Origin of the sequence: Parabacteroides gordonii MS-1 = DSM 23371, assembly GCF_000969825.1 — a bacterium.
In the GTDB taxonomy this organism is placed as follows: domain Bacteria; phylum Bacteroidota; class Bacteroidia; order Bacteroidales; family Tannerellaceae; genus Parabacteroides; species Parabacteroides gordonii.
Genome location: NZ_KQ033919.1, coordinates 278042 through 294798, shown reverse-complemented (window position 1 = coordinate 294798; position 16757 = coordinate 278042). Strand labels below are relative to the sequence as shown.

The 16757-nt window shown below is 47.7% G+C and carries 12 protein-coding genes; 3 read left to right on the top strand and 9 right to left on the bottom strand.

Going from position 1 to position 16757, the window contains the following annotated elements; translation table 11 throughout:
• Window position 1: 1 nt before the first annotated feature.
• Complete coding sequence (locus HMPREF1536_RS01265) at window positions 2–1354, bottom strand: hypothetical protein (RefSeq protein ID WP_028727676.1); 1353 nt, start codon at window positions 1352–1354, stop codon at window positions 2–4.
• 37 nt (window positions 1355–1391) lie between these two features.
• The gene (locus HMPREF1536_RS01260) at window positions 1392–4184 is read right to left on the bottom strand and encodes a TonB-dependent receptor (RefSeq protein WP_044192102.1); all 2793 of its coding nucleotides are present in this window, start codon (window positions 4182–4184) and stop codon (window positions 1392–1394) included.
• Window positions 4185–4373: 189 nt separating this feature from the next.
• Between HMPREF1536_RS01260 and HMPREF1536_RS01255 the strand changes: the two genes are divergently transcribed.
• Entirely contained in the window at window positions 4374–5639 is a 1266-nt protein-coding gene (locus tag HMPREF1536_RS01255) for a DUF3843 family protein (RefSeq protein ID WP_028727678.1), read from the top strand.
• Between the two features lie 235 nt (window positions 5640–5874).
• Here HMPREF1536_RS01255 and HMPREF1536_RS01250 read toward each other — a convergent pair whose 3' ends face one another.
• Together HMPREF1536_RS01250 and HMPREF1536_RS01245 are read right to left on the bottom strand one after the other, a co-directional pair.
• Window positions 5875–6900 (bottom strand): Gfo/Idh/MocA family protein, encoded by a 1026-nt coding sequence (locus HMPREF1536_RS01250; protein WP_028727679.1) that lies wholly within the window; start codon window positions 6898–6900, stop codon window positions 5875–5877.
• 23 nt (window positions 6901–6923) lie between these two features.
• On the bottom strand, window positions 6924–7652 hold the full coding sequence (locus HMPREF1536_RS01245) for a 2-phosphosulfolactate phosphatase (RefSeq protein WP_028727680.1): 729 nt from the start codon (window positions 7650–7652) through the stop codon (window positions 6924–6926).
• A gap of 236 nt (window positions 7653–7888) precedes the next feature.
• Here HMPREF1536_RS01245 and HMPREF1536_RS01240 point away from each other — a divergent pair, with 236 nt between their 5' ends.
• The gene (locus tag HMPREF1536_RS01240) at window positions 7889–8479 is read left to right on the top strand and encodes a DUF4251 domain-containing protein (RefSeq protein ID WP_028727681.1); all 591 of its coding nucleotides are present in this window, start codon (window positions 7889–7891) and stop codon (window positions 8477–8479) included.
• 138 nt (window positions 8480–8617) lie between these two features.
• On the opposite strand, the gene HMPREF1536_RS01235 is transcribed toward HMPREF1536_RS01240, so the two are convergent.
• The 5 genes from HMPREF1536_RS01235 to HMPREF1536_RS01215 form a co-directional block, all read right to left on the bottom strand.
• Complete coding sequence (locus tag HMPREF1536_RS01235) at window positions 8618–10612, bottom strand: glucosamine-6-phosphate deaminase (protein WP_028727682.1); 1995 nt, start codon at window positions 10610–10612, stop codon at window positions 8618–8620.
• 123 nt (window positions 10613–10735) lie between these two features.
• On the bottom strand, window positions 10736–11902 hold the full coding sequence (gene nagA / locus HMPREF1536_RS01230) for an N-acetylglucosamine-6-phosphate deacetylase (protein ID WP_028727683.1): 1167 nt from the start codon (window positions 11900–11902) through the stop codon (window positions 10736–10738).
• A gap of 32 nt (window positions 11903–11934) precedes the next feature.
• Window positions 11935–13101, bottom strand: a complete 1167-nt coding sequence (gene nagA, locus HMPREF1536_RS01225) for an N-acetylglucosamine-6-phosphate deacetylase (protein WP_028727684.1) — start codon at window positions 13099–13101, stop codon at window positions 11935–11937.
• 154 nt (window positions 13102–13255) lie between these two features.
• Window positions 13256–15202, bottom strand: a complete 1947-nt coding sequence (locus HMPREF1536_RS01220) for an ABC-F family ATP-binding cassette domain-containing protein (protein ID WP_028727685.1) — start codon at window positions 15200–15202, stop codon at window positions 13256–13258.
• Window positions 15203–15239: 37 nt separating this feature from the next.
• A complete protein-coding gene (locus HMPREF1536_RS01215; RefSeq protein WP_028727686.1) occupies window positions 15240–16211 on the bottom strand; it encodes an alpha/beta hydrolase in 972 nt (323 codons plus the stop codon).
• A 115-nt stretch (window positions 16212–16326) separates the two neighbouring features.
• Between HMPREF1536_RS01215 and HMPREF1536_RS01210 the strand changes: the two genes are divergently transcribed.
• Window positions 16327–16710: a hypothetical protein gene (locus tag HMPREF1536_RS01210; RefSeq protein ID WP_046151776.1), complete on the top strand. Its 384-nt coding sequence runs from the start codon at window positions 16327–16329 to the stop codon at window positions 16708–16710.
• The last annotated feature ends 47 nt before the right edge of the window (window positions 16711–16757 follow it).

Sequence of the window (16757 nt, the reverse complement as noted above, 5' to 3'; positions counted from 1 at the left end):
ATTAATAAGTTGTATTCTGCGGATCCCAGTTAGCCCAACCTTTTGTCCAGTCGTTCGTTCCGTCGAAAGCGCCTTTGTAAGATACCTTGTCGAAGTAAGCATCGGTCAGGGCGGTATCGGAGAAGTCGGCACCGGCGATCTTATCCACAACAACGGAAGAATAATCGGCATTCGTGGCGATCAGGTCGTTGCTGGAAGCATATACCTGGTTGTTCAGGCCGTTTGTTTCGAAGTAACTTTGGCTGGCATCATCCTTGAAGTTCTCCCACATTCCGGCGAAGATCACGTTCTTAACCGTAGCTCCCGCATTCGCAGTCTGAAGATACAAGCCATACGGCCAGCCAGTGAATACAGAGTTGTAGACATTCAGTGCCGAGTTGCGACGGATATGCATGGCAGCCTGGAACTGTCCACCCTTCGCACCGTTGGCAGCATCTTCCGTATTATACAGGATATCGCTTTCCGCTTTGCCAGCCGACTCGCCATAGAACGGGCCGATCAGCGTCACGTTGGAGAAGATAGGGTTTGTCAACGGTTCATTGCCCGAACCATTCGCATCGTTATCCGACTCGAAGCCGTTGGACTTGGATGTATCGGCCACCTTCGGGTCGCGAACGCCCAGCAGGAACTGCAACTTACCACTATAACCATAATCCGTATCGAACTCGTCATCCCAGCCTTTGTAAGCGATTAGGTGCTTGGCATTCACCGTGCCGCCGAACCATTCGAAAGAGTCGTCGCCACAGAAAGCCACCTGGATATATTCCAATGTCGTGCCGCTACCTACCCCACCGCAAGTCAGGCCGTTGATCTCCTTGTTCGGTTCCAACGGATACCCGGCAAACTCGATACGTACATACTTCACGATACCCGAGTTGTCTTCCGGCTGATCGCCACCGTATCTGGTACGCGGGCCCCCTTCGATCTGCGGTTTGGAAGTGGCATTCACCGGAGCATTACCGCACAGGATCAAGCCACCCCAGTCGCCATACGCACGCGAACCGGCAGCCTGGTCGGAAGTAAAGACGATGGGCTTTTCCGCCGTACCCTGGGCAATGATCTTACCGCCCGGTTCAACGATCAGGGAACCTTTGGTGGCTTTCTCGCCTTTGATCACCGTACCCGGTTCGATCGTCAGCGTCACACCGTCGGTCACGTATACGAAACCTCTCAGCAGGTTATTGTCCGTTGCCTTCAAAGTCATATCAGACGTTATTTCATTCTCCAGTATAACATCTTTCGTTTCCGGTGTTTCACCTCCGGAAACAGGATCATCCTCGCTACATGCTACGCTTCCAAACATTGTGGCCATGCACAACATGGCGGCCACACCTTTCAATAAAAACTTGTTCATAATAAAACTAATTTAGTTTGTATATAAGTGATACTAATTAAAACTTGACGGATACCCCCAGGTTGACAGTCACGCCCGGACGGTAGCTGCGCACCAGCTGTTCCACTTCCCGTTTCGCGCCGGCACCGTCTGTCAGCTCCAGGAATTGTTTGTATTCGATCTTCGAATTCAGCAGGTCTTTGATACCGGCTTTCACCTCCACATATTTACCCAGCCTCTTCGAGAAACTCAGGTCGAGCGAGTTGCGGGGCATTTCGTAGATGTCGGGAATGTCGTCGTTCGGGTTCTGCGCCGGCACGCCGACCGTCTCGATACGTTTGCCGATGCGGTTGTAGAGCACCGAGGCCGACAACCCCTTGCCGTCATGCTGGTAGAACAACCCGGTATTGATCAGGTAAGGCGACTGCCCCTGCATAGCCCGGTCGCGCTCGAAAGCCCCTTCCGGGAAATAGACCTTACTATGGATATAAGCGCCGTTGAAGACAAAGCTCAGCTCCTTCAGGCCGATAAAGTCGAGGTGCTTCTTTATATCCACCTCTATCCCGAAAGCCCTGGCATGGTCGGCGTTATGATAGGTATATTGCAGGCCGGAACCGGCTTCGTTGTAGGTCTGCTCGATCGGGTCTGCAAAGTATTTATAGAAACCGCCTACCGTAACCGTCTCGCCCGGCGAAGGGTAGAACTCGTAACGCAGATCCACGCTGTTGGTATAGGCATTCTTCAGATCCACATTTCCGGTGATATTGGCGTCGAGCGTAAAGTCGTAATATACGTAAGGTACTACCTCGCGGAACTCGGGGCGGTTCACCGACCGTCCGTAAGCCACCCTCACCTGCTGCTTGTCCGTCAGGCTGTAAGCCACATTCAGCGAAGGGAAGAACTCGGTCGAGCTCTGATCGAGATGCACCGGCTTGATGCCGTCCGACTCGTAGCCGTCGAGCTTCAACCGGTAGTATTCCATGCGGACACCGACGTTCGCGTTCAGCTTCTCCCCGTAGTTCAGCTTGGCAGCCACATAAGCGGCACCCAGCAGGTTGTCGGAAGTATACGAGTCGCTCTTGTTCGTGCTCTCTTTCATATAGATACGGTCAGCGGAGATATTCTCATTCGTGAAGATCGAGCTGTAATCCCACTCGGCAAAGCGGTTGTAACCAGTCCCCAGCAGGTTGTAGACGAAGCGGCGGGCGTTGAACGAACGGTCTTTGTATTCGCCGTACAACCCGGCATTCAATACCGGCTTGAAGAGTTCGGAGACGGTGAACGTATGCTCGTAGTTCGTACCGACCGAGAAGCTGTTATCCGTCAGATCCTGGTAGTAACGCGTCGGGTCGGAGACGTAATACTTCAGCTCCTCCTCCTGCTTGCGTTCCATCGACTTCACGACCTTGCGGTCGGGTTCCTTGTAGGCAGCATAGGCATAACCGACTGTCCAGTCCAGCTTGTCGGCATCCTCCCGCCAGCGGTGTTCGCCCGCCAGCTGACCCGCATAGGTGGTGCGCCCGGTGTAGAGCGACTCCCATTTGCGGATATTCTCTTCGGAATAATAGTCCGTCCCCTGCCGTTGCGACAGGGAAGAGGTTCCGCGTTGGTTGAAGAAGTTGCGGAACTCATATTTGTTATTGCCTTTCAGGAAAGACCAGTTGAACAGGGCACCGAGCTTGGTGGTGTTCTTATACTGCACATCGTCGTATTTGTAACGGTAAGACGATTGGTCGTCCGTCATATTATACGAGAGGTAGTTGTTATTCTTCAGTTCGTAGTAATCGTATCCGGTGCTGTAATTCACGTTGGTGATATTACCGATCTTCCAGCCGCCGAGGTTGAACAGGCGGTTCATGGTGAAGGTCAGCTTCTGCTCCGGCAGTGCGGTAAACCGGCTGATGTCCCACCCCGTATTCACCCGGCGGGTAAAGGCGGCGGCATCGGAAGTGCTTACGTCGTTCAGGTGGGCGGGGGTATTAGAGGGCAGGCCGCGTTTACCGGCACCGAACCCCAGGTAGTCCACCGCATGCCCTTTGGTGAGCTGGAAGTCGCGGAAAGCGGAATTCGTATTGAAGCCCAGTTGATAGGAGATATTGAAGGTGTTCCCCTCCGACACATTCTTCGTCAGCAGCCGCACGAACCCACCCGAAAAATCGGCGGGCAGCTCGGCCGACGGACTCTTATAGACCATCATATTATCGATCAGGGAAGAAGGCAGCACATCGAATGAGAAGGCACGGCTGTCGGTCTCGCTCGAAGGGGTCGTCGCGTTGTTCAGCCATACGTTATTATAGCGTTGCGCCAGGCCGCGGACAACAATGAAGCGGTCGTCCACGATCGTGATACCGGGGATGCGGCGAAGCACCTCGGCGGCATCGCTGTCCTGCGTCTTGCTGATCTGCTGGGCGGAGATACCGCTGACTACCGGCAGGCTCTTGCGGACGGTATTCAGTACCGCCGTCTCCGTCCCCAGTTTGCGTTGGGCTACTACGACTACGTTCTGCAACTGAAGGTCGGCGTCGGAAAGTTCGATCCGCAACACAGTTTCCTGGTGGGCTACGACGGCCACGTCCTCGATCGTTTCCGTCTTATAAGATACGTAAGAGGCTTGCAGGGTGTATTTTCCCGGCTGCACCTTTTCGATACGGAAGTTACCGTCTATATCCGTGATAGCTCCGGTGGATGTCCCTTCGATAGATACGGTCGCACCGATCAACGGTTCTTTGAATTTGGCATCGGTCACGGTTCCGCAGATCACACCGGTCTGTGCCCCGGCCGTTAATGAGATAAAACAGCCGGCCAGCAGGATCAGCAGTTTCTTTATTTCCCTAACTCTTATAGTACTCATTCTTAATACTTATTACATCTTTGATTGTTTCGGGAGCAAAAGTACAGGGGGAATATGTCAGGGTTGTTTAGATTTTGTCACAGTGTGTGACAGTTCGATTACATTGTAATGACAGAGAGACAATCAACTCCGCATAAACTTATTTTTACTACATTTGTGCCTTTATTATTCTAAACAGATAAACAACTTATGAAGAACACTAAGATTTTTCCGAAAGACTGGCTGCAACTGCATCCCTATAAACAATCCGGCCCTATCGACCTTTATTATACACGTATGGCTAACCAGATACATGATATTCTGGAACATACCGATCTGGTAAACTCTTTTGAAAAAGAGGATGCCCTGCAGGTTAGTATGCGTATGGCTGCTTACTTCGAGGATGTTATCTCGGGACTGAATATCTGGCGTGCATTCATCACTGAATATAAGAAACTGACCGGCAACTACGTTCCTTTCTATACCGTCAGCGACCATTATTACGACGATGAAGCCAACCTCGAAGATGTCCGCTTCCTTCTCTGGCATTATCTCCAGCAGTATCACGGAGCGAAAAAGGGCACGTTCGTCAACCCGGACAACCCGACAACCGAAGAGACAGCCCGCCTCATCTACCAGCTTTTCTGCAAGGAATGGACTACCGCCCCCGAAAACACGAAGATGCAGTTGCTCTTTGCCCCGGAAACATCCTACGAGACACCGGAGCAATATGTTCCGCTGTTGCACTGGTTCCATTACGACTCTTACTTGTCTACCGATGCAAAATACAACCTTAGTGAAACGTTGAAGGAGTATTGGAGCCAAAGCCCGGAAAACAGGAATAACACCGAGGCGCTTATGGCGATCCATAACTCGATGTCGTATATCGACCGGACAGCTTTCCTGGCTTACACTTCCCCGAAATGGTTGTCGCTGATCCTGCCGGAAACGCACCCGAACCATGCTTTCTTCGTAGAAAGTGCAGAGAGTGCCGAAAGCTTTGTCGACCCGGCCATCCAGGAACGGGAAGAAAGTAACCGGGCTATTTATAAGAAATTCACGGAGATGGCTGACGGTAAGTTGCTGTTCTACATGAAAAGTAAACAGGAGTTCATCGACTTTGCTTCCGGGCAGTTGAAGCTGGAAGAGAGCGAATACACTCCGCTGGCCGATTGTATCGAGTTCGATAAGTTTGCCGCATACGCTTCTGCTAAAGAAGGTCTTCAACTATTAGTCGACGGCATCGAATTCATTAAAGACAAACAGAACCCCTTCTACGACGAAAAGAAAGCATCCGAACAAGGATTAGGCTTCTTCATCGTCAAACATTGCAGCCTGGATCTGCTGAAAGCCCTCGAAGAACGCGGTATGCTGGCCGACGCACAGACCAAAAGCCTGCATAGCCATGAACGCGGTAAGGCTATCATTCATGATAATTGGGAGTTCCTGGTGAAGTATTTTATTAGGGAAGTTTGATTATAGAAAAATGTGAACCCAAATGACAGGCTTTGTAGGGGCGGGGTTTGCCCGCCCTTTGCGACAATAATATAACAACCGGTGGAGAAGGGCGGGCAGACCCCGCCCCTACGGTCGAACCTGCCTGTTCCATTATGACGGCGCCTGTAAGGGCTGTTCGCGAACCGCCCCTACCAACGACTCTACATTCACCTCTGTCAAGAACTGAAACACCTATCTCTATCAAATCCATCCGCTACCTGTCAGCCGGATAAACAACCCCCAACTGGCGGCGTACCTCGTCGATAATCTCCAGGGTAATCAATGAATTCTCATGGCTATTGATCTCCGACTCGCGTTTACCGTTCTCGATCAGATCCATAAACTCAGCCACCTCATAATAATATTCATTCTTATCCGTCACCGCACTTATATCCATCGGTTCAGAAACCGCAGTCTTTCCCGCACCCGCCGGGACACGGGGTGTATAAGTAACCTTTCCTATTATATTGATACGATCCAGATTGATATTCCCCTCCTCCCCTTGTATCTCCGTAGGCAGATAAGAGTTAGCGATCTTGGAATACAGTATGGTGGCATTCATCCCCTCATACACGAAATTGACGGCACCCTGTCCGTCAGCCCCCGAAGAAAGCACGACGCCCGTAGCCTCCACCCTTTGAGGACGACCGAATAACACCACCATCGGGTACAACGTATAAATACCTATATCCATCATCGCTCCATTCGAGAGCTCCGGCTTGAAAGCATTCAGTACGACCCCTTCCCTGAACTTGTCATAACGTGAGGAATACTGGCAATAGCAGGAAAAATACCGGCGTATGGTTCCCAACTTATGCAGATTCTCTCGTACAGTCCGGAAATTCGGGGTTAGCGTCGGCTTCATCGCTTCCATCAGCGTTACATTATATTGACGGGAGGCAGCAATCATTTCCTTTACCTCCCTTGCATTAGAGGCAAAAGGTTTCTCACACAGTACATGCTTGCCGTGCTTCATACAAAGAATACTCTGTGAAGCATGAAGGAAGTTGGGTGACGCGATATATACCGCATCGATCAACGGGCTCTGCGCCATTTCCTCCAATGAAGTAAAAGTATGGGGTATCTGATGTTTGGCAGCGAAAGCATCCGCCGTCTCCTGTGTCCGTGAATAGACAGCCACCAGTTCAAAACGTTCATCCTGCCGTGCACCGGCAATCACCCAATCTGTTATAAAGTTCGTTCCAACTACTCCGAAACGTATTTTATTTGTTGTAGCCATTTGTATTTATCATTTCTGTATTATCAAATCGTAATAACCTTCTTCAAAACCAAAGTTTCCCCTTCTATCGTCAGCTCCGGAACCACAATGGCACTATCCGGTGTGAGGCAGTAAGGTACGGCATCTTCCAGATGATTTGCTTTCAGGCGGGCCATGTGATCGGTCGGATCGAGGTAAGCGGTCAGGTTTTCTTTGTTATTCGTCCACATATCGCGGGCTATGACGGCGGCATCTGTAGCCGGTTCGTATTTACCGGTTTTAACAAGCACCTCAACCAAAGCGCCACCGAACAAGGTATCTTCTATATTCACCTTGTCCTGCCAGCCGGAACATAACACAACGACATCGCGTCCATGAAACAGACAATAGTCTGCCACCGCCTGCAAATTAACAAAAGCACCTGTGATTACGCGGTAAGCCGACTTTGCGATCATGATAGCCCGCGTTCCATTGGTTGTTGTGAATACAACATCTTTGCCGGACACCATTTCCGGGGTATAGTCGAACGGTGAGTTTCCGAAATCGGCAAAATCACAACGTTTCACATTTCGCTCGGCTCCTACCAGCCAGCCCTTTTCCTTATATTCTTTCGCTTCTTCCACTGTTGCCACCGGACGGATACTACGTACGCCATTCTTAAAAGCAGCCGCCATCGTCGTTGTCGCACGAAACACATCCACTACCACAACAATCGCTTCCGGATTATGATATACCGGATACAGAGCCGGCGAAAAACAAACATCTATCTTCATATCTTCTCGTTTTTATCATCTGATATGACCACAAATGTACTGGATAATTCGCTGAATACCTAGCCTGTCGCACCCACAACATGGCTATAATATTAAAGTTTCAATAATAAATATGAGGATTAACCAAATAACTCTGATAGAATGTTATAGTATCTGTATTCGCTTATTTGCCAGAAACCTTTTTACCCTTTGCTTGTTTTTTTATTACATTTTGAAAACGTTTTAAACTAAATCGTATGAAAAGAATTGTATCTTTTATCGTCGTTTTCACTCTAGTTATGGGGGGAATGACACATGCACAGGCTCAGAGTAAAGCCGCAGAAAAAGCAGAGAAAAAGTTAGAAAGAAAAGAAAAGAAAGAAGCCAGAGAAGCAAAAGATGCTGTCATGGATGAACAGGAATTCAACACAGCTCTGCAAGCTATCAACAACCAGTCTTTTGTATTGGAAGCCAACTCCGTACAACCGATGAACGGAATGGTTTACTATGTGAACTCTAACACTAACTTCGTCTCTTTGAATGACGGACAGGCAATGGTTCAGATCGCTTCCAACTCTCCGTATCCAGGTCCTAATGGTTTAGGTGGTGTTACCGTACAGGGTAGCGCTTCCAACATACAAAGTAAACAGGATAAAGACGGCAACGTTTACCTGTCTATGAGTGTACAGGGTATTTTCATCTCTGCCACTGTGAACCTGGTTCTTATGAACGGTAGCAACAGAGCAACTGTTACAGTTGACCCTAACTTCTCAGGAAGAGACTTGACAATGAATGGAACTTTACTTCCATATTCTCAATCAAACATTTTCCAGGGTACTACTTATTAATAAAGTATCCACTCAGGAATAATAAAAGAAGGTGCCCTGCAAAGGACATCTTCTTTCTTTTTACAGACAGCTCCGTTACGAGCATAAAAAAAGGTATCCCCGAAAGGATACCTTCTTCTATTTTATAGGATAATGTTCTTATTTATCGAACGGGATCATATACTGTACAAATGCTTCGATCGCTTCATAAGAAGCCAGACCCAATTCTTTATACAGTTCGGCAGTAGCCCGGTTACGGTCTTCTGCACGTTGCCAGAACAAACGTTCGTCATCACCCAGGAACGGAGCACTTTCTGCCTGTGACTGGTGTTTCAGGATAGCGTTACGTTTGAAGCGCAATTCTTCGGGACTGATAGGAACGGCCATTTCTATGTGGTCCATTTCCCATTCTGCCCATGCACCACGGTACATCCATACACGGCAATGTTTCATCCATTCTTCTGTTTTCAGTTCGTCGATAGCGGCCAGAACAGCATCCAGACAAACTTTATGTGTTCCGTGCGGGTCAGCCAGGTCACCGGCAACAAACATCTGATCCGGTTGGATTTCCTGCAACAGTTTCTTTACGATAGCGACATCGGCATCACTCAGGTCGTTCTTCTTAACAAGACCGGTTTCGTAGAACGGCAGATCCAGGAAATGTACATTTTCATCCTTCACACCTGAATAACGGCAGCCATGACGGGCTTCTTCACGACGGATCGTTCCCTTCATGAACAGTACGTCTTTCTTTTCCGGCTCCCCGTTTTCTACCTTTTCGAAACGCAGATATTTAATGATATCTTCCGCTTTATCCTTTACCGTAGCATCGTTCGGAGAATACTTATCGCAAACGTCACGGAGATATTCGCAATAACGGATCACTTCGTCGTCACCTACAGCGATATTACCGGAAGTTTCATAAGCCACATGCACATCATGGTGCTGGTCGCACAAACGGCGCAGCGTTCCACCCATAGAGATCACATCGTCATCCGGGTGCGGACTGAATACGATCACTTTCTTAGGATACGGAGTGGCACGTTCGGGACGATTGGAGTCGTCGGCATTCGGTTTACCACCCGGCCATCCAGTGATTGTATGCTGGATATCGTTAAATATCTTGATGTTTACATTGTAAGCCGAACCATACAGGGCCAACAGTTCGCCCAGACCATGTTCGCTGTAATCTTTGTTAGTCAGCTTCAGGATCGGTTTGCCGGTCAACTGGCACAACCAAACGATAGCACGACGGATCAATTTGTTATCCCAATCGCAGTTGGTAACCAACCAGGGATGGCTGATTCTTGTCAGTTCGTAAGCAGCGGACAGGTCGATAACAGCCTTTGCATTCATATGATTCTGCAAATAGGTAGAAGGAACAGCTTCGCTCACCTTACCTTCAATCGTATTGGCTACGATACGGGCTTTATCTTCACCCCAGGCCATCAATATAACGTTCTTTGCACGCAGAATAGTAGAGATACCCATTGTGATCACACTGGCCGGGACATTCTCGATAGACTTGAATGTTCTGGCGGCTTCCTTACGGGCATCATTATCCAGCAACACCAGACGGGTACCTACACTGACAGAAGAACCCGGGCCGTTGAAACCGATATTACTTGCATGACCAACGCCCAGTAAGATGTAATCGATGCCTCCTACTGCCTGGATTTGCTGTTCATAGTTTCTGCAGAACTCAAAGATAGCATCCTTCGGCATGGAACCATCCGGTGAATAGATATTCTTCGGATCGATATCCACATGATCGAGGAACGATTCTTTCAGATATGTCAGGTTACTATTAGTCGATGCACTCAGGGGATAGAATTCATATACATTAAATACGATCACGTTGCGGAAGCTCAATTGTTCTTCCTTATGCAGGCGGATCAATTCTTTAAAGACGCTCTGGGGAGAACGTCCTCCGGATAATGCCAGAACAAACATTTCTCCGGCATCCTGCTTTTTACGTATTTGTGAAGCCAATTCCTTTGCGATCGCGAAGGAACCTTCATTTGCCGATTCGTAGATGTTTGTCGGAATCTTTTCAAAACGAGTTAAAACTGATTGCTCGTAAGCGTTTTCCGGACGGTAATACCTGAGCGGTATACGCGTCAGGGTAATTTGAGAACTAAGGTTCGTCTTCATGTTTAATTACGATTTAGTACAACTTTTTTACTTGAACTACAAATATAACAATTCTTCGGCAAATAAAGATTAACGGAAGCAATCAAAAATATCTATTTACCTATAAGTTGGTACTGTCTGTCATCAGGCCAATGTATTCGTTCCTTCCACCAAATGCCCCATCGACCAAACCGAACGGACGTTTAGTTTACGATCCAGGATAACGATGTCCGCATCCTTACCACGCTGTAAAGAACCTTTACGATCGTCCGCACCCATCAGACGGGCAGGTGTTTCGGAAGCCATGCGGATCGCATCGGCCAAAGGTACGCCGGCTTTCTGTGCCATCGTGCGAACCAATACATCCATCGTTGCAATACTACCGACCAATGATGAATGGTCGGCCAACTTACAAACGCCATCTTCGATGATAATACGAGGGTCGGTAACCGGCTTCCCTTCGTTGGCCGCATACGCCAAAGCATCGGTAGTCAGGCAAGTGTTCTCCACCCCTTTCAGCTTGTAAACCAGACGAAGAATCGTTGAAGGCAAATGACGGCCATCGGCAATAACCTCAACGGTCATGTTATCGACAAGGAATACACTTTCCACTGTCCCTTCATATTTGTATTCGCGGCGCTTGTGGAAACCCGGCATCGCATTATAGAAATGAGCGGCATGCGTAAAACCGGCTTCATAAGCTGCTTTAATATCATCGAATTCAGCTTCCGTATGTGATACAGCCGCCAAAATACCTTTTGAATGCAGATAACGGGCAAAATCCAAAGCTCCCGGTAATTCGGGACTGGCATCCCAACGTTTGATGCAAGTCGTACTATCCAGTAAAGACATGTATTCCGAAGATTCAGGATCTTTCAGGGCGTCCGTCAAAAGACTACCTGCCATCTTAGGGTTTAGATAAGGGCCTTCCAATTGCAATCCGAGAACAGGGCTGTTCTTTTCAGCCATCACGCTTTCGCAAACGGCAATACCTTTCCGGATCTCAGAAACAGGCAGCGGAGCCAATGTAGGGAAAATACAGGTAGCGCCATATTTCATATGGGCATTTACCGCTCCATGAAATGCTTCTTCCGTACACTCCTTAAAATCATATCCTCCCCCTCCGTGTATATTCATTGCCACGAAGCCCGGGACGATATACATTCCTTTGGCATCGATTATAGTCGCACCGATCACAGCCAGGTCGCTGTTGGTTACTTCCAGTATTTTTCCATCACTGATCAGGACGGAACCATCCTTCAACCAACCTTGCGGTGTCAGGATCTGTCCGTTTATTATTTGTGTCAACATAACTTCTACTATTTTATTTGTGTTCTATCCCGTTAAAACAGTTTATTGGTTCCTTCCACCAATTTACCCATCGCCCAAACAGCACGTACGTTCAAATCTTTATCCAGAACCATGATATCGGCATCCTTACCACGCTGTAAAGATCCTTTGCGATCGTAAACACCCATAATACGGGCAGGCGTTTCCGAAGCCATCCGGATAGCATCTTCCAAAGGTATCTCCGCATTCTGCACTACCGTACGGATCAGGCGATCCATCGTAGCGACACTTCCCGCCAAAGCCGAACGGTCTGCCAGTTTACATACACCGTCCTCAATGATCACACGGGGGTCGAAAGCAACCTGACTGTCACTTGCGGCACAAGCCAGTGCATCCGTTATCAAACAAGTGCGTTCAACTCCTTTCACTTTATAAACCAAACGAAGGATCGTGGCAGGGACATGGATACCGTCGGCTACGACTTCAACCGTCATATCATCGATCAGATAGATGCTTTCCACAGTTCCTTCATATTTATATTCACGACGTTTGTGGAAACCGGGCATCGCGTTATAGAAATGCGTTGCATGCGTATAACCGGCCTCGTAAGCCGTCTGGATATCTTCATACTCAGCCTGTGTATGACCGACAGCAGCCAGAACACCTTTTGAAGTGATATACTTACCGAACTGCATTGCTCCCGGTAATTCGGGGGCAGCATCCCAGCGCTTGATACAATTGGTTTCTTCCAGCAACGGGATATACTCTTCCGGATCAGGGTTCTTGATATTTTCCGGAATCTGTCCGCCGGCCATCTTCATATTGAAATAATGACCTTCCAGATGTAATCCCAGGATAGGGCTATCCTTTTCAGCCATCAGTTTTTCCGTAGTAGCTGCCGCTTCACGGATCATAGGAATAGTTGAAGATGATAAGGTGGGGAAAATACTGGTAGTACCGTGTTGCATGTGAGCTGCCACTGCTCCACGGAATGCCTCTTCCGTTCCCTCCATAAAGTCACGGCCACCACCGCCATGAACATGGATTTCCACTCCGCCCGGAACGATGTACATTCCTTTGGCGTCAATTAAGTTCGCACCAACTATGGCCAGGTCACAGTTCGTTACTTCCAGGATCTTGTTATCACTGATCAGCACAGAACCATCTTTCATCCAGCCCTGCGGTGTCAGGATACGACCGTTAATAATTTGAGTTAACATAATATTTTGTCTATATAAATTAGGCGTTTGTTATTTATCAATTAGCTACGATTCATAGTATAACAGATAAAGTCTGTGAGAGAGCAAAAGTAAATACTTTTATTTAATTGAGACCCTTCTCCAATCAATATCTTTCAAAAAAAGCGTCTCCGGATTACCGGGACGCTTTTTCGTTTAATTCTTCTAATTCTATCGTCTGTTCCGTCCATGTATCCATGACATCTGACAACTCTTTTTTCAAAGAGGAATAATCGTTGTATAGTGAAGTATCGGAAGCTCCTTCGGGCGTAGCCAGTTTGGCTTCGACAGCTGCAATTGCGTTTTCAAGCTCCGTTATTTTCTTCTCGGCTTCGGCCACTGCCTTTTCAACTTTCTTGATCGCCTTGCTTTGTTCCTTCCGGGCTTCATACGAAAGTTTGTTCTGTGTGGGCTGGGCATCCATATCGTTGGAAGAAGAGGCAGCTTGCGTAGCACGTTCCAGTTCGCGCAAGCTATCCATTTTCTTTCTTTCCAGGAATTCATAAATACCGCCCAGATGTTCAACGACACGCTGGTTACCGAATTCATAGACTTTATCCACCAGGCCATCCAGGAATTCACGGTCGTGGGAAACCACGATCACGGTTCCGTCGAATTCTTTCAAAGCATCTTTCAGTACATCTTTCGAACGCATATCCAAATGATTCGTAGGCTCATCGAGGATCAACAGGTTGACCGGCTCGAGCAGCAGGCGGATCATTGCCAACCGGCTTCTTTCACCACCTGACAGGACTTTTACCTTCTTGTCGGAAGCCTCGCCTCCGAACATAAAGGCACCGAGTATATCACGTATCTTTGTTCGTATATCTCCCTCAGCTACATAGTCGATGGTGTCAAAAACCGTAAGGTTGTCATCCAGCATCTGCGCCTGGTTCTGTGCAAAGTAACCGATCTTTACATTGTGGCCCAACTGTAGTTTTCCCTCGTAGTCGATCTGATCCATGATGCATTTTACAAGGGTAGACTTACCTTCCCCGTTCTTTCCGACAAAGGCTACTTTATCACCACGGTTGATAGTCAGCGTCACATGCTCGAAGATCAGATGATCGCCATAGCTTTTGGAGACTTCCTCCGCGATAACCGGGTAAGAGCCGGAACGGGGAGCCGGGGGAAACTTCAGGCTTAACATGGCTGTATCCACGTCATCCACTTCGATACGTTCTACCTTTTCCAGTTGTTTGATACGCGACTGAACCTGCACAGACTTAGTTGCCTTATAACGGAAACGTTCGATGAATGCCTCCGTATCAGCCAGTTTCTTCTGCTGGTTCTCGAAAGCACGGAGTTGTTGTTCGCGACGCTCCTTGCGGAGTTCCACGTAATCGGAATATTTTACTTTATAATCGTATATCTGTCCCAGTTCGATTTCAATAGTACGGAAAGTGGTATTATCGATAAAAGCACGGTCGTGGGAAACCAGTATTACGGCATTAGCACGGGTTGCGATAAAATTCTCCAGCCATTGGATAGACTCGATATCCAAATGGTTGGTCGGCTCATCGAGCAACAAGACATCAGGACGGCGAAGCAATAACTTTGCCAGCTCGATACGCATACGCCAGCCACCGCTGAATTCGGAAGTAGGACGATCGAAATCAGTACGGGAAAATCCCAACCCGATCAATGTCCGTTCCAGTTCAGCATGATAATTGCTCCCTCCCATCATCTGGAAATGTTCGGAAAGATGGGTTACTTTGTCTATCAGCTTCTGGTAGGATTCAGTTTCATAATCGGTACGTTCAGCCAGCTGCAGGTTCAACCGTTCGATCTCTTTCTCCATTTCCCGGATATGACCGAAAGCCAGTTCCGCTTCTTCCTTAACGGTACGTGTATCTGTCAGCTGCATCTGCTGCGGCAGGTAGCCGATCGTCGTTTCTTTGGGTACACTGACTGTACCGGATGTCGGAGATTGCAATCCAGCAAATATCTTCAACATCGTAGATTTTCCCGCCCCGTTCTTTCCGACCAGTGCGATACGATCTTTCTTGTTTACCACAAACGAAACGTCATCAAAAAGCGTAAAACCGCCAAATTCAACTGTTAGTCCTTCAACCGAAATCATAATTATTTCTATTTTACGGGCACAAAGATACAATTGTTCAGGGCTTCTTCACAAACTTTTCAATGAATAAGAGCAAGTTCTCGTTGACAGGAAGGTCTGGATTAGTGTAAACAGCCATCTGTTTCTGCCTGTCCATCGTGTCGCAATCCTTTAATACATGGTTCATACCGTCTATCAGATGTAATTCTGCCGAAGGCAATGACTGCTTCAGCAGTTCTGCATCTTTTACGGAAATCTGTATATCTGTTTTTCCCTGCAATAGCAGGACAGGAACGGTCAGTTTCTTTATTTCTTCCTGCGGGTTATATTTATAACAGGAAATAAGATACGGTTGGACGGAAGAACGGAATAAAGCTTGTAACCCCAACGGAACACTCGGTACTAACTTCCCTGCCTTCAGTGAGTCATTGATGGATACAATCATTTTCCGTATCACTTCAGGTTGTGCCGACATCTGCTCTTCCAGTATATCCGACAAAGGGCGGCCTGCTCCTGCCAATGATATATATCCTTTTACTTTCGGGTTATTCTGGCTTGCAACCATTCCGATCAATGCCCCTTCACTATGACCAGCTATATAAATGCCACTCAAACGACGGTCGCGGGATAAGAGATCGATCCACTCGCGTACATCTTTTATAAGGTCTTCGAAGCGCATGGAATATTCATCTTTTCCGGCAGCCGCACTTGAAGCTATTCCCCGCTTATCAAAACGAAGAGATCCGATCCCTCGCCTGCCCAATTCTTCGGCCAGATATTTCAACGAATTATTCTTCATCCCTGCCGGGGCTGAATTACCATCCATATCGGTAGGCCCCGAACCTGCAATAATCAGCACCAACGGATAGGTAGAAGCTCCCGGTGCAATTATCTTTCCATTGATCTGCCCAGAGGAAGTATTCAGACTGATGGAACGTTCGTTTAGCCGGACAGGCATTTGGGCTGAAATTGCCAGGCTAAAAAACAGGATACAAAACGAGACGAATATACGGTAAGATATATGCTGCATATACATTAATATTATATTATACTCACAAAGCTAAGAAAACAAATACAGATATACAAAAAACTATGTCTTATACTGAATAGGGTTTACACCCAGTGTAACCATAAAGTGTAAAAAAATGCAAAATCGTAAGAAATGTCATTATGAAGAAAGTTTCAAATTAGAGGTTCTAACAGACTACTATGCCAGTGGCAGCAGTGTTCGTTCAATAACACTGAAGTATGGTCTAAGCTGTACCCGTGTGCTTTTATCCTGGCTGCAACGCTATCCTATTGATGGCAAAGAGTTATCTTTGTCAGAAGAAGTAATAAGCAAGCATATGGAAAAGATTGAAGACCGATCAAATCCTCGGTCCGAAAAGGCGTTAAATCAACGTATAGCAGAGCTTGAAAAGGCTCTGTGGTATGCCAATCTCCGGGCTCGCGGCTTGGAGCTCCTCATTGATGTAGCAGAGAAAAATGAGGGCATAAGCATCAGAAAAAAGCCTGGTGCCAAACAGTAACTCTCCTGCGTGAAGAGTATCAGCAAGAAAGTGTTGAAACTCTTTGC